Raw genomic sequence first — 13,106 nt, 5'->3', positions numbered from 1 at the left:
ACGGCTAGTCCGTCTTGTCCGGCGGGTCGGCAGGCTCGATCACGCGGGTGGGTTCGGCCGTTGTCTCGCGACCTGTCTGCGGGGTCTCCGGCGAGCGCTCCTGGTTGGCGAGCGACTCGTTCATCAGGTTGAAGGCGGTGAACAGCCGGCCGAACTCGTCGCGACGGATCAGGCGGATGCGGTAGGCAAAATCGCCGCGTGCCACGCGCAGCAGCGCATCGCGCAGCACGTCCATGGGGGCGAGCAGGCGGCGGAACAGCCACCACGCCGCACCCAGCACCACCACCAGCGTCGCCAGCAGCGCAACCAGCATGGCGCCGAGGGTGGTGCGATTGGCCGTTTCCAGCGGGGCGGCGTCCATGCCCAGTCGCAACGTGCCGATGGGATGGTCCTGATAGCGTACCGGGACGTCGAACAGCAGCATGTCCTCCTTGCCGGCTGCCTGCGGGATCGTGCCGTGGTGGCTGACGATCCCGCCCGCCAGTTCCCGCACCTCGCCCTGCTCCGGTAGGGCGCCCAGTGTGTCGCCGACCTCGCCCGGCTGGGCGCTGGCGATGACGCGACCGTCGCGATCGGCGACCGACAGGTAGCGAATCTGCTCGTTGCGCTGCATGTCGGTGACCAGCGCGCGCACGGCGATCCGGTCGTTCAGCAGCAGGTCCTCGGCGGTCTCGTGGGCGATGGTGCGCCCGAGTGAGGCACCGAAGTCGACGGCCAGGCCGGTCAGCGCCTCATCCTGCTTGACGTAGACCGAGGCCAGGCCGACCAGCAGGGTCATGGTGAGGATGGTGCCGAGGATCGCCGCCCAGCGCACGCGCATCGGCAGTACCCGGGTCGCGACCGGGTCGGCGCGCAGCCTTTCGAGCTCGCGGCGCGCGTGGCGCAGGTCATCGATCACCTCGTGACCGTGCTGATAGCGCTCCTCCGCTGCCGGCTGCAGCAGGCTGCGCACGATCTCGAGCAGCACTTCGGGGGTTGCCGGGTCGCGTGGCACCAGGGACGGGTGCGGGTGGCGCTGGCGCTCAGCCATCAGCTGGTCGACCTCGGACTCGCGCCACGGCTTGTCGCCGGTCAGCAGCCAGAAGAGCAGCACCCCCAACGAGAACAGGTCGCTGCGGCCGTCGGTCGGATCGCCGTGCAACTGTTCGGGGGCCATGTAGGCAGGGGTTCCGGCCACCATGCCGTCATGGTGTTCGTCGCCGCCGGGCAGGCGGGCCACGCCGAAATCGTTGACCTTCGCGTGCGTCCAGCCTTCCACCAGGATGATGTTCTCGGGCTTGATGTCCTGGTGGATCACGCCGTGACGGTGGGCGAAGTCGAGCGCGGCGGCGATCTGCCCGGCCAGGTCGATCACCACCGGGATCGGCGGGAAACCTTCGCGAGCGACCCGTTCGGCCAGGGTCTCGCCGTGCAGCCGCTCCATGGCGATGTACGGTCGGCCATCGGCCTCGCCGACGTCGTAGATGGTGACGATATTGGGGTGATTGAGCGTGCCGGCGGCGCGGGCCTCGGTAAGGAAGCGGCGTCGGTAGGCCGCGTCGCGGGCGACGTCGTCCTTGAGGCACTTGATCGCCAGGTGACGGTTGATGCTCGGATCGAAGCCGGCGTAGATGACCGACATCGCCCCCTCGCCGAGGACGCCTTCGATCCGGTAGCGGCCGATGGTCTCCGGGGCCGTCACGGCCGGTTCAGTTCCGGATCAGGGTGAACGCCAGCACGATGGCGGCGAGCAGCAGCGCTCCCACCAGCCAGTGGCGTGCGCCGATACGGCGGTCGCCGGCCTCGCGCGTCAGGAAGACGAACTCCGCCTGGCCGAGGCGCACCCGGTCGCCATGCTTGAGCGTCGCCTCGTGCACCCGTTCGTCGTTGACGAAGGTGCCGTTGGTCGAAAGCATGTTCATGACCACGTGGTGGCCCTGCTGGTTGAGGATCCAGGCGTGGGAGGAGGACACGCTGGGCTCGTCGAGAATGATGTCGTTGTCGTCGCGGCGGCCGATCGTCTGCCGGCCGGCGCGCAGGGTATAGCGGCGTCCTTCGATCCCGGGGCTGACACCCTCGAGCACCGGTTCGGCGACCGAGGCGCGGGTGTTGCCCGGCGAGGCGGCCTGCTCGGCCTGGGCGCGCAGTTCATCGGCCTGGAACAGCTGGGTTCCCTGTGGTCCGGCCGAGCGGTGACGGCTCGAGTTCGAGGCGGTAGCGTCCTGCGGTCGGCGGCCTTCCATGTCGTCTCCTCGCATTGGGTCTTTCGGGGGCACCATCATAGCCCACCGGCGGGCGGATGCCAGCCGCGGTCCCCGCTCACGGGGATTGAACCGATGCTGTGTCTGCCGGTCCACCATGCCCCGGTCACATTGTCATAATCCGGTAGCTTGACGCCTGCAGCATGCCGCCGGAATCTAATCGTAAATGCCCTGACAGGCCGCTTGCCGGCCAGCGAGATGCACCATGGACCTGTTGATCATCCGACATGCCGCCGCCGAGAACCGCGAGGAGTTCGCTCGCCTGGGGCGTCCCGACAGCGAGCGCCCGTTGACCAGGCGGGGCATCGATCGCATGCAGATGGCCGCCCGCGGCCTGACCACCATGGCCCTGCCGATCGAGCGCCTCGTCAGCAGTCCGGCCGTACGGGCCATGCAGACGGCCGAGATCGTCGCGCCGGCACTGGAGTGTCGCGAGATCGAGTCCGAAGGCGTGTTTGCGCCGGAGACGCCAGTCAATCTGGCGGTCGAATGGCTACGCAAGCAGCCGCGTGTCGAGGGCATGGCCGTGGTCGGTCACGAGCCGCATATCGGCCAGCTCGCCGAGACGCTGATTGCCGGGCGGCCCGGCGGCAACATGCCGATGAAGAAGGGCGGCATGATGCTGGTCCGTTTCGACAACGCGATCGGCTATGGCAGCGGCAAGCTCGTCTGGGCCCTGCCGCCGGCCGTGCTGCGGGCACTGGCGGATTAGACGGAGGGCGGCGGCTCGACGTTGGACGAGCCGCGTCAGTGAATTCCCTTGGCTGACGAGGTCGAGGGGCGCCTGGCGGCGATCGTCCTGATTTTCAGCTGAACGCTATTCGACGCCCCACTTCTGCAACCGGTAACGCAGCTGGCGCAATGTCAGGCCGAGGCGTCGGGCCGCCTCGCTGCGGTTCCAGCGGGTCTGCTGCAGGGCGGCGAGCACCTCGCGCTGCTCGTCGGTCTCCGGGATGAAACCGGGGCAGGCCCCCAGCGCGGAGGCGCCGATGTCTTCCTCGGCCGTCATCATCGGGTCGGGCGCGACTGCCTCGACGGTGATGCGGTCGTCGTCGGTCAGTGCCATCGCCCGTTCGAGCAGGTTTTCCAGTTCGCGGACGTTGCCCGGGAAAGGCTGCGCGGCGAGCGTCTGGAACACCTCGGGGTCGATCGTCGGCACCGGTCGCTGATCGCGATCAGCCAGTCGGGCGATGATGGCGGTGGCCAGGGCGGGCAGGTCGTCGAGGCGCTCGCGCAACGGTGGCACGCGCAGGCCGATGACGTTGAGGCGGAAGAAGAGATCCTGGCGGAAGCGTCCCTCGCTTACCGCCTGGTTGAGGTCCTGATGCGATGCGGAAACGATGCGCACGTCGATCGGCACCTCCTCGGTCCCGCCGACCGGGCGCACGCGGCGTTCCTGCAATACCCGCAGCAGCGAGACCTGCAGCGGCAGCGGCAGCTCGGCGATCTCGTCGAGGAACAGGGTGCCGCCCTCGGCGGCGCGGAACAGGCCCGGCTTGTCGCGGGTTGCACCGGTGAAGGCGCCCTTGTGGTGACCGAACAGCTCCGACTCGATCAGCTCGCCGGGAATCGCGCCGCAGTTGACCGGCACAAACGGCCCCGGCGCGCGGCTGCTGTGGTTATGGATCTCGCGGGCGACCAGCTCCTTGCCGGTGCCCGACTCGCCCTGGATGAAAATCGGTGCCTGCGAGCGGGCCAGCCGGCCGATCATCTCGCGCAGCTGGCGCATGGCCCGTGACTGACCGATCAGGGACGAGCTTCCCTCGTCGCCGTCGTGATCATCGCCCGGCTCCGCGCCGGGCGGCTGCAGATTGCGCGCATCGCGCAGCAGGCGGCGCAGGGTGTCCTGCTCGATGGGTTTGTTGATGAAGTCGAAGGCGCCGGCCTTCAGGGCGCGCACCGCCGCCTCGACCTGGCCATGGGCCGTGATCACCGCCACCGGCAGCTGCGGGCGCTGCGTGCGGATCTCATCGACCAGATCGAGACCGTTGCCGTCGGGCAGGCGCATGTCCGCCAGGCACAGGTCGATGGTCTCGTTCGCGGCGAGCTGTTCTCGGGCCTCGCTCAGATCGGCGGCCTCGAGGGTGGTCACGCCCTCGCGCTTCATGAACAGGGCGACCAGTGTGCGGATGTCCGGCTCGTCGTCCACGATCAGGCAGTACGCCATCGTCTTCATTCCCTTGCTTGTGTCGTTGCGTCCTCGGCCGTTGCCTCCGCCGCCGGCAGGCACAGGCGGAAGCAGTTGCCCGCCTCGCGGTTCGCGTCCGGTGCCTCGAGCGTCAGCTCGCCGCGGTTGGCCAGTGCCAGTTCGCGCGAGACGAACAGCCCCAGCCCCGTTCCCTGCGAGTGCGTGGTGAAGAACGGCTCGAACAGCGCGCCGCGGTCTTCGGCCGAGATGCGCGGGCCGTTGTCGCACACGCGGATCTGCCAGCCCCCCTGGGGCGCGGCCTCGAGTTGCAGGCGCAGGTTCAGTTTCCCGTCGGCGGGCAGGCCGTGGCGCTCGGCATTGTCACAGAGATTGTCGATCACCTGCCAGAGGTGGGTCGTGTCCACCCGGGCGAAGGCCTGGCCGGCCGGGGTGTCGATGCTCATCTCGAACGGCTTGCCGTTCGTCTGCCAGGCCTGGCGCCGGTCCTCGGCGAAGCGTTCCAGCCAGTCGCCCAGGTCGACGACCTGGGCGTTGACCATCGGGGCCCGCGACGCGCCGAGCACGTCCTCGACCAGCCGATTGATGCGGTCGCTGTGCCGGGTGATGATCGTGGTGAGCTGCTCGCGTTCGGCGGCGGTGTCCGATTCGGGCAGCAGTTCGGCGGCCTGGCGGATCGAGGAGAGTGGGTTGCGGACCTCGTGGGCGATCGAGGCGATCAGTCGACCCAGCGCCGCCAGCTTGTCGCGGCGGACACGCTCGTCCTCCGCCGACAGGTCCTGCAGCACGATCAGGGCGCGCGGCCCCAGCGCCGTCTCGATGCGGTGGAATTGCGCCCGCAGCCGTCGCGGTCGGTCGATGTCGCGTTGCTGGGAACCGTCGCCCATGTGCCAGGCGCGCAGCGCATCGTGGATGGCCGGATTGACGTCCGGCAGCGGCGGGTTGGCGGCGCCGTCCGGCGTTGCTGCCGATGCCTCGCCCAGCATCTGGCGGGCGGCGTCGTTGATGTAGTCGATCTGCCCGTCCGGGTCGGAGACCACGATGCCGTTGTCGGTCTGCTCGATCACGCGCAGGGCCAGCTCGGAGAGGTAGCGCACCTCGCGCTCGCGGGCCTGACTCTGGTGCTCCCAGACGGCGGCGCGCCGCTCGAAGGCGATCACCAGCAGGGTGATCAGCAGCAGGGCGGCGCCGAGAAAGCCCGAGTTGGCCAGATGGCTCGCATCCGGCTGTGTCCAGGAGGCATAGATCGCCTCGCCCAGCACCAGCAGCACGCCGGCAGCGGCGTAGCCGATCGCGGCCCGTCCGCCGTGCAGTACCGCGGCGATGCCGATCGCGATCACCAGCGCCAGGGCGATCGGTCCCTCCGGGCCGCCCGAGGCGTGGGCGATCAGCATCAGGCAGCCGAGATCGCCGAGGGTGTGCAGGTGGGCCTGCGGGCGGAACGGGGTGACCCGCAGCTCCAGCAGCCACTCGAAGGCCATGGCCAGGAACAGGTAGGCCCAGGCGGTCACCATGAACAGCGAGGCATTGGCCTCGCCGAACACGGCCGGGCCGCGCTCGGTGAGTGCCGCGGCGGTCAGGGCCAGTGCCAGCAGCAGCCGGTAGGCATTCGCCAGCCGCAGCCCGCGCCAGTTCTCCTCGCCGGCGGGGTGGATCAATGGTGTGCCCGGTGCCATTCCTCGGCGTGCTCCCAGCTGCAGAAGTCCTTGTCGTCGCGCCGCACGGCACGGTCCTCGGGCACGAAGACCCCGCACTGCGTGCAGCGCACCGACTCCAGTGAACGCGTCTCGGTCGATTCGTTCGCCTGCTGCTCGGCGCGCAGCCGGTTGGCCTGGCGGATGGCGAAGATGAGCCCCACGACCAGGGCGACGATGAGCCAGAACAGCAGCTTGAGCATGGGCGAACGGTTACCTGAGTCCGAGGATGACGGCGCTCAACAGTATCGCATGCCCGAGGGGCGACCCAACGCCCCGTTGCGCGGGGCGGCGGGGAATCGGCTCAGGCCTTGCCCAGGTCCCGGATCAGCGAGTGCTGGGCGTTGAAGCGCTTGGCTCCGCGCCCCGGCTTGATGCGGCGATACTCGCCCTCCGACGTCAGTTCCCAGGCGCCGGTGTTGTCGGCGAGGTAGCGGTCGAAGGCCTCGTCGATCACCCGTGCCCGGATCTCCGGGGTGTCGATCGGGAAGGCGGTCTCGACGCGGGCGAAGAAGTTGCGCGGCATCCAGTCGGCGCTCGACAGGAACAGCTCTTCCTCGCCGTCGTTGAGGAAGTAGAACACCCGCGGGTGCTCGAGGAAGCGCCCCATCACCGAGCGCACGTGGATGTTCTCCGAGACCCCCGGGATGCCCGGTTTCAGGCAGCAGACGCCACGGACGACCAGCTCGATCTTCACCCCGGCGGTGGAGGCCTCGTAGAGCGCCTCGATCACGCGGCGCTCGATCAGGGCGTTCATCTTGGCGCGGATCTGCGCCGGCTTGCCGGCCCGGGCATGCGCGGTCTCGCGGCGGATGCGCTCGAGCATGCCCTCGTGCAGGGTGAACGGCGACTGCAGCAGCCGCTTGAGGCGGATGCCGCGGCCCAGTCCGGTCAGCTGCATGAACAGCTTGTTGACGTCCTCGCCGATGAAGCGGTCGTCGGTCATCAGGCCGAAGTCGGTGTAGAGACGCGCGGTGCCCGGGTGGTAGTTGCCGGTGCCCAGGTGGACGAAGCGCTTGAGCCGGTTGCCGTCGCGGCGCACCGCCAGCGTCATCTTGGCGTGCGTCTTGTAGCCGACGATGCCGTAGGCGACGTAGGCGCCGGCCTTCTGCAGGCGCGTGGTGATGTTGATGTTCTCTTCCTCGTCGAAGCGCGCGCGCAGTTCGACCACCGCGGTGACCTCCTTGCCGGCACGCGCCGCCGCCTCGAGCGCATCGACGATCGCCGAATCCCGACCGGTGCGGTAGAGCGTCATCTTGATCGCCACCACCTTGGGGTCGTCGGCGGCCTGGCGGATGAAGTCCACCACCGGCATGAACGACTGGTAGGGGTGGTGCAGCAGGACGCTGCCGCGCTCGGAGATGGTCTCGAAGATGTTCTCGTCCGGATCGAACTCCGGCTCGAGGCGCGGGGTGAACGGCGGGTCCTTGAGCTCGGGGCGGTCGATCAGCCCCGGCAGTGCCATCAGGCGGTGCAGGTTGACCGGGCCGTGGACCTGGAACACCTGCCGGTCGTCGAGGGCGAAGCGCTCGCAGAGGAAATCGATCATGTCGGCCGGGCAGTTGTCGGCCACCTCCAGGCGCAGGGCGTTGCCGTAGTTGCGCTCGAACAGGCCGCCCTGCAGCGTCTGCAGCAGATCCTCGTCGTCGTCGACGTCCACGGACAGGTCGCTGTTGCGGGTGACCCGGAACTGGTAGCAGCCGGTGACGGTCATGCCCGGGAACAGCTCGTGGACGTGGGCGTGGATCACCGAGCTCAGGAAGACGAAGCTCGACGGGCCTTCCGCGGCGTCCTCGTCCATCTGGATGATGCGTGGCAGGGCGCGCGGCGCCTGCACGATCGCCAGCCAGGCCTCGCGGCCGAAGTCGTCGTTGCCTTCCAGCGAGACGATGAAGTTGAGCGACTTGTTGAGGATGCGCGGGAACGGGTGCGATGGATCGAGGCCCAGCGGCGTCAGCAGCGGCAGCAGCTCGCGGCGGAAGTACTGCTTGACCCACAGCGCCTGCGCCTCGGTCCAGTGGGTGCGGCGCAGGAAGTGGATGTTCTCCTCGGCCAGCGCCGGGATGATGTCGCGGTTGAGGGTCTCGTACTGGTCATGCACTAGGGCGTGCGCCTGTTCGAGCACCACGTCGAGCTGCTGGGAGGGCGTCAGGCCGGCATCGTCGGGGCGGCTGATGCCGGCGCGGATCTGTTGCGTGAGCGTCCCGACGCGCACCTCGAAGAATTCGTCGAGGTTCGAGGAGGAAATGCAGAGGAACTTGAGTCGCTCGAGCAACGGCACGTCCGGATCCTGCCCCAGTTCGAGCACGCGGCGGTTGAAGCCGAGCAGGCTGAGCTCGCGGTTGATGAACGGCAGCGGGGTCTCGTCGGTTCGTGTCATTATTTCGCAACGCAAAGTCGGTTAGAGTATGGGCATTTGGTCGGCGAGCCCGCTTCCGGCGGCCTGCCAGTCTGGCCGCCGCGCATGACAGGCTCGTGAAGCCGCCCGAGGCCACGAGTAAACCCTAGCAGTCGGGTCGAGACAAGCCGCCCACAGGAGAATCCGAGGAAATGAGCGAAAAAGACGCGCCCAACCTGACGCCACACACCCTGACGCGCTACGACGAGGACCTCAACGCCCTCCGTTCGCTCTTGATGAACATGGGTGGCGTGGCCGAGCAGCACTTCGGTGACGCGCTGGCCTACCTGCTCGACGGCGATGCCGAACGCGGCCGGGTGGCGATGGAGCAGGATTACGAGATCGATCGTCTCGAGGTCTCCATCGACGAGTTGTCGATCCACCTGATCGCCCGATACGCGCCCACGGCCGGGGATCTGCGTACGATCATGTCGATCGTCAAGGCGATCACCGACCTCGAGCGCATCGGCGACAAGTCCGAGAAGCTTGCCCGCATCGCCGAGGAGGTCGGCCCGGCACTGCAGTCGACCGAGTTCGCCACGCACTTCCGTGTCATGGGCCGGATCGTCAAGGGCATGCTGCACGACACGCTCGACGCCTTCGTCCGTCAGGACTGCGTCGCGGCCGAGGAAATCATGCGCCGCGACGACCACGTCAACCACGAGTACAACGAGGTCCACGAGGTGCTGCTCGAGTACATGAAGAAGCACCCGGAATCGCCGGATCTCAGCCTGCGGATGCTGCATTGCATGCGCGCGATCGAGCGCATCGGCGATCACTGCACCAACATCGCCGAGTACATCATCTTCCAGCAGCGCGGCACGGGCGAGTGCTCCAGCGGCCTGCGCGAGGCCAAGGAACGCACCCAGATCTGAGCGGCTGTGTGCCCGCGCGACGGGCAGAAAGAAAGGAAACGGGCCGGCTCATGCCGGCCCGTTCTGTTTAGGGGGTGTCGTTGTCGTCGCGACCCCGGCGCTTCACCTCCGCGCCTTCGAGGTCGAGCTCGCTCTCCGGGTAGGGCAGTTTCAGGTGGCCGTAGCGCAGCAGCAGGACGGTGCCGGCGAGGATCAGCATGGTCGCGCCCACCACCAGCATCTTCCACGCCTCGAGATCCTTGACCTCCAGCACCAGATAGCGTGCCAGCGCGATGATCGCGATATAGATCGGGTAGCGGATGGGCAGGCGGCCGGTCTGCAGGTAGGCGCCGATCATCGCCAGCACCTCGAGGTAGAGGAACAGCAGCAACAGGTCGGCCAGGGTGACCCGCCGGGCGGCGATCATCTCGGCCACATCCTGGCCGGCGGCGATGAAGGTTGCGATCAGGATCACCACCAGGCCGAAGAGCTCCAGGCTCCTGACCACGTTGTGGATCGGGTGACTCAGGCGGAATCGCTGCATGCTAGCCTCTTCCTCTGTTGTCGGGCCGCCCTGCCGGCCCGGCGTGGGTTTGGACCCACTTTATATCCTCTTTCACCGATCCAACGACGAATCGAGACCTTTCATCATGCCGGAGAAGCGACTGATTCTTCCCCGTCCGCGCATCGGTCTGGGGCTGGCGGCCCTCGGCCGGCCGGGCTACATCAACCTCGGTCACGGCGCCGACATGCCGGACGGCCGTGATGTCGAGGCGATGCGCGCCCACTCCCACGCCATGCTCGACGCCGCCTGGCGCCGAGGCCTGCGCTATGTCGATGCGGCCCGGTCCTATGGCCGGGCCGAGGCCTTCCTGGGTGACTGGCTCGCCGGTCGGCCGGCCGAACAGCGGCCCACCGTCGGCTCCAAGTGGGGATACACCTACACCGCCGGCTGGCAGGTCGACGCCGAGGTGCACGAGGTCAAGGAGCACAGCCGCGCGGTGCTCGACCGCCAGTGGGACGAGACCCTCGATGCGCTCGGCGGCGCGCCGGCGCTCTACCAGATCCACTCGGCGACGCTGGATTCGGGCGTGCTCGACAATGCCGAGGTGCTCGAGCGCCTGGCCGAGATCCGCGATGCCGGCACGGCCATCGGCCTGACCACCAGCGGGCCGAAACAGGCCGAGACACTGGCGCGCGCCATGGAGGTCGCCATCGGCGGTCGGCCGCTGTTCGATGCCGTCCAGGCGACCTGCAACCTGCTGGAACCGTCCGTGGCCGCGCAGCTCGAGCGCGCCAGCGATTCGGGCATGGCGGTGATCATCAAGGAAGCGGTCGCCAACGGCCGACTGACCGCCCGCAACGATCGTCCCGAGGATGCCGAGGCGATGGCCGTGCTCGACCGGGTGGCCGGGGCGCACGGCGTGGGTCGCGACGCGATCGCCATCGCCGCACTGCTTGCCCGCCCCTGGGTGGACATGGTGCTGTCCGGTGCCGGCACCGAGGAGCAGCTGGCGGCCAATCTCGAGGCACTGGACGTCGAGCTGTCGGCCGACGAACGTGCCATGCTTGAAGGGTTGGCCGAGCCGGCCGAGCGCTACTGGCAGACCCGTGGCGGGCTGGCCTGGAACTGAGCCTGGGTGGGCGCGATTCAATCAGCGGATGTGTTTTCGAATCAAAAACCCGAATGGAAGCGGGGTTGTTCTTCGCCGCCGTTGGCGAGATAGTTAGTTCGCTAACTAATAAATCAGCAACCGAGTCGAATGTGACACCGGCTGGGAGGAGATACATGTTGACCGAGTGGATGAGAGAGACGCGTAGCGTGGCCGGCGGCGCACTGCTGGCATTGACCGGCGGGCTGCTCGCCGCCCCGGCGATGGCCGCGGAAGACAACCCGGCCGACAAGGCGCCGGAGTCGATGCTCTACGACTACCCGCAGAAGGTCGCCGAGGGCGTCTGGTCGGCGATCGGCGCGACCCAGCCGTACACCTACGAGAACTCCCTGCATAACAACAACCTCTCGTTCGTCATCGGCGAGGATGCGGTGCTGGTGATGAATGCCGGGGCCTCCTACCAGCTCGCCGAGGCGCTGCACGAGGAGATCAAGAAGCGCACCGACGTGCCGGTGAAGTACGTCGTCAACGAGAACGGCCAGCTGCACGCCGCCATGGCGACCGGCTACTGGATCGAGCAGGGCGCCGAGGTGATCGGCCACGTGGATGCCGCCGAGTACTACGACAGCCACGCCGCGGCCTACGAGGAGCAGCTCAAGGACATCGCCAAGGAGAAGGCCGAGGGGACCGAGGCCGTGCCGATGGACGTCACCTTCGAGGACCGCCTCGAGCTCGACCTGGGTGGCGTGACGGCCAACGTGGTCTATTTCGGCCCGGCGCACTCTCCCGGCGACATCTCGGTGGTGATCCCGGAGCGCGACGTGGTGATTGCCGGCGACATGGCCTTCAACATCCGCATGCTGCCGATCTTCGAGTACACCGATACCAAGGCGTGGCTCGAGACCTGGCCCAAGTTCGCCGAGGTGGCCGAGGACAAGACCATCATCCCGGGGCACGGCGGGCCGACCGATCTGGAGACGGTCGAGCACTACACCAAGGATTACCTCGTCTTCCTGCGCACCGAGATCGGCAAGATGATCGACGAGGGCGGCACCCTGCAGGACGCCTACGAACTCGACCAGAGCCAGTTCTCGCACTGGCACACGTTCGACGAGCTGGCGGGCAAGAACGCCGGCCGGGTATTCCAGAAGATGGAATTCGAGTTCTGATTCCGGTCGGAGGGTCGAGCCATCAGACCGCCCCGGGGTGACCCGCGGGCGGTTTTTTGTTTGCACTCCCGCCGCCATCGGCTTTACTCCCGGCAGGTGAAAATATCCGGGAGGAAGCCGTGATGCATCGACTCGTACTGGGGCTGTTGTTGTGCCTGATGCCCGTGGTGGGCATGAGTGCCGACCTGCCGCGTCCCGACGACGCCCACGCCCTGCAGGGCATCGAGGAAGGTCGCATCCTCTGGGACGTGACGGCCGCCGATCCGGACAAGCTGCTGGCGCGGCTGGGCGTGATCGAGCAGACCTACCGAGACCTCGAGCGTCAGGGTGTGACGCCGCGGATGGTGTTCGCCTTCCGCGGCGGCGCGGTGCGGTTGCTCACGGAAGAGGCGCCTGACAGCCACATGACCGACGCGCAGACCATCCTGCAGATCCACGACAAGCTGCGGGAACTCGCTGCGCTCGACGGCGTCCTCCGCATGGAGGCCTGCTCGATCGCCACCCGCCGGGTCGGCATCACGCAGGCCGAGCTGGTCGAGCCGATCGTCGAAGTCGGCAATACCTTCGTCACGGCGGCCGCCTATGCCCAGCGCGGTTACGCCAAGATCAAGATCGACTGACGGCCCCGATGGATGACGCGCAACGCCAGGCGCTTCACGACCAACTGGTCGAACGTCGCGAGGAGCTGCAAGACCTGCTGAGCGGCAGCGACGAGTCCACCGAACGGGTGGAGATCGACAGCGTGTGCCAGAGTAAGCAGAGTCAGCTGTCGCGCGTGGAGGCGCAGCAGGGCCGGGAGATGGCCCGGGCCGTTCGCGCCCGCTGGGAGCGCGAGCTCGCCCGCGTCGAGGGCGCCCTTCGGCGGATGGAAAATGCCGAGTACGGCGACTGCTTCGTCTGCGGGGAACCCATCCCGTTTCGGCGACTCCAGAGTGATCCGAGCGTCACGCGCTGCGTCGAATGTGCCGAGGACGGCTGACAAACAAACCGGA

At 67.9% G+C, this 13,106-nt stretch carries 13 protein-coding genes; 6 read left to right on the top strand and 7 right to left on the bottom strand.

From position 1 onward, the window contains the following. Nucleotides 1-4: 4 nt before the first annotated feature. On the bottom strand, nt 5-1,681 hold the full coding sequence (locus tag AWR35_RS04995) for a protein kinase (protein ID WP_058574851.1): 1,677 nt from the start codon (nt 1,679-1,681) through the stop codon (nt 5-7). A 7-nt stretch (nt 1,682-1,688) separates the two neighbouring features. Next, complete coding sequence (locus AWR35_RS04990) at nt 1,689-2,222, bottom strand: FHA domain-containing protein (protein ID WP_058574850.1); 534 nt, start codon at nt 2,220-2,222, stop codon at nt 1,689-1,691. A gap of 223 nt (nt 2,223-2,445) precedes the next feature. Here AWR35_RS04990 and sixA point away from each other — a divergent pair, with 223 nt between their 5' ends. Beyond that, nucleotides 2,446-2,952, top strand: a complete 507-nt coding sequence (gene sixA / locus AWR35_RS04985; RefSeq protein WP_058574849.1) for a phosphohistidine phosphatase SixA — start codon at nt 2,446-2,448, stop codon at nt 2,950-2,952. A 105-nt stretch (nt 2,953-3,057) separates the two neighbouring features. On the opposite strand, the gene AWR35_RS04980 is transcribed toward sixA, so the two are convergent. The 4 genes from AWR35_RS04980 to ppk1 all read right to left on the bottom strand — a co-directional run bounded on the left by AWR35_RS04980 (nt 3,058) and on the right by ppk1 (nt 8,460). Further along, a complete protein-coding gene (locus tag AWR35_RS04980; protein WP_058574848.1) occupies nt 3,058-4,416 on the bottom strand; it encodes a sigma-54 dependent transcriptional regulator in 1,359 nt (452 codons plus the stop codon). Then, entirely contained in the window at nt 4,413-6,062 is a 1,650-nt protein-coding gene (locus AWR35_RS04975) for an ATP-binding protein (RefSeq protein WP_082663919.1), read from the bottom strand. The genes AWR35_RS04980 and AWR35_RS04975 overlap by 4 nt, the downstream gene beginning before the upstream one ends. Then, a complete protein-coding gene (locus tag AWR35_RS04970) occupies nt 6,041-6,283 on the bottom strand; it encodes a PP0621 family protein (RefSeq protein WP_058574846.1) in 243 nt (80 codons plus the stop codon). Before AWR35_RS04970 ends, AWR35_RS04975 begins: the two co-directional genes overlap by 22 nt. A 101-nt stretch (nt 6,284-6,384) precedes the next feature. Further along, nucleotides 6,385-8,460: a polyphosphate kinase 1 gene (gene ppk1, locus AWR35_RS04965; RefSeq protein WP_058574845.1), complete on the bottom strand. Its 2,076-nt coding sequence runs from the start codon at nt 8,458-8,460 to the stop codon at nt 6,385-6,387. A gap of 170 nt (nt 8,461-8,630) precedes the next feature. On the opposite strand from ppk1, the gene phoU reads away from it, so the two are divergent. Next, nucleotides 8,631-9,353 carry a phosphate signaling complex protein PhoU gene (gene phoU, locus AWR35_RS04960; RefSeq protein ID WP_058574844.1) on the top strand — a complete coding sequence of 241 codons (723 nt, stop codon included), beginning with the start codon at nt 8,631-8,633 and terminating at the stop codon, nt 9,351-9,353. A gap of 67 nt (nt 9,354-9,420) precedes the next feature. On the opposite strand, the gene AWR35_RS04955 is transcribed toward phoU, so the two are convergent. Beyond that, nucleotides 9,421-9,876 carry a phosphate-starvation-inducible PsiE family protein gene (locus AWR35_RS04955; protein ID WP_058574843.1) on the bottom strand — a complete coding sequence of 152 codons (456 nt, stop codon included), beginning with the start codon at nt 9,874-9,876 and terminating at the stop codon, nt 9,421-9,423. 106 nt (nt 9,877-9,982) lie between these two features. On the opposite strand from AWR35_RS04955, the gene AWR35_RS04950 reads away from it, so the two are divergent. The 4 genes from AWR35_RS04950 (at nt 9,983) to AWR35_RS04935 (ending at nt 13,093) form a co-directional block, all read left to right on the top strand. Continuing rightward, nucleotides 9,983-10,966, top strand: a complete 984-nt coding sequence (locus tag AWR35_RS04950; protein WP_058574842.1) for an aldo/keto reductase — start codon at nt 9,983-9,985, stop codon at nt 10,964-10,966. A gap of 155 nt (nt 10,967-11,121) precedes the next feature. Continuing rightward, complete coding sequence (locus AWR35_RS04945; RefSeq protein WP_197408135.1) at nt 11,122-12,114, top strand: MBL fold metallo-hydrolase; 993 nt, start codon at nt 11,122-11,124, stop codon at nt 12,112-12,114. Nucleotides 12,115-12,236: 122 nt separating this feature from the next. Next, nucleotides 12,237-12,734 (top strand): hypothetical protein, encoded by a 498-nt coding sequence (locus tag AWR35_RS04940; RefSeq protein ID WP_058574841.1) that lies wholly within the window; start codon nt 12,237-12,239, stop codon nt 12,732-12,734. Nucleotides 12,735-12,742: 8 nt separating this feature from the next. Beyond that, complete coding sequence (locus AWR35_RS04935) at nt 12,743-13,093, top strand: TraR/DksA family transcriptional regulator (RefSeq protein ID WP_058574840.1); 351 nt, start codon at nt 12,743-12,745, stop codon at nt 13,091-13,093. Nucleotides 13,094-13,106 lie beyond the last annotated feature (13 nt).

This window comes from Guyparkeria sp. WRN-7 (genome assembly GCF_001641825.1).
In the GTDB taxonomy this organism is placed as follows: domain Bacteria; phylum Pseudomonadota; class Gammaproteobacteria; order Halothiobacillales; family Halothiobacillaceae; genus Guyparkeria.
This window is presented reverse-complemented; position numbering and strand designations above follow the sequence as displayed.

Bases quoted from the DNA above. Each gene is read 5' to 3' on its own strand.
- AWR35_RS04990 (WP_058574850.1), bottom strand. From the start codon at position 2,222: ATGGAAGGCCGCCGACCGCAGGACGCTACCGCCTCGAACTCGAGCCGT.
- sixA (WP_058574849.1), top strand. From the start codon at position 2,446: ATGGACCTGTTGATCATCCGACATGCCGCCGCCGAGAACCGCGAGGAG.
- AWR35_RS04980 (WP_058574848.1), bottom strand. From the start codon at position 4,416: ATGAAGACGATGGCGTACTGCCTGATCGTGGACGACGAGCCGGACATC.
- AWR35_RS04975 (WP_082663919.1), bottom strand. From the start codon at position 6,062: ATGGCACCGGGCACACCATTGATCCACCCCGCCGGCGAGGAGAACTGG.
- AWR35_RS04970 (WP_058574846.1), bottom strand. From the start codon at position 6,283: ATGCTCAAGCTGCTGTTCTGGCTCATCGTCGCCCTGGTCGTGGGGCTC.
- ppk1 (WP_058574845.1), bottom strand. From the start codon at position 8,460: ATGACACGAACCGACGAGACCCCGCTGCCGTTCATCAACCGCGAGCTC.
- phoU (WP_058574844.1), top strand. From the start codon at position 8,631: ATGAGCGAAAAAGACGCGCCCAACCTGACGCCACACACCCTGACGCGC.
- AWR35_RS04955 (WP_058574843.1), bottom strand. From the start codon at position 9,876: ATGCAGCGATTCCGCCTGAGTCACCCGATCCACAACGTGGTCAGGAGC.
- AWR35_RS04950 (WP_058574842.1), top strand. From the start codon at position 9,983: ATGCCGGAGAAGCGACTGATTCTTCCCCGTCCGCGCATCGGTCTGGGG.
- AWR35_RS04945 (WP_197408135.1), top strand. From the start codon at position 11,122: ATGTTGACCGAGTGGATGAGAGAGACGCGTAGCGTGGCCGGCGGCGCA.
- AWR35_RS04940 (WP_058574841.1), top strand. From the start codon at position 12,237: ATGCATCGACTCGTACTGGGGCTGTTGTTGTGCCTGATGCCCGTGGTG.
- AWR35_RS04935 (WP_058574840.1), top strand. From the start codon at position 12,743: ATGGATGACGCGCAACGCCAGGCGCTTCACGACCAACTGGTCGAACGT.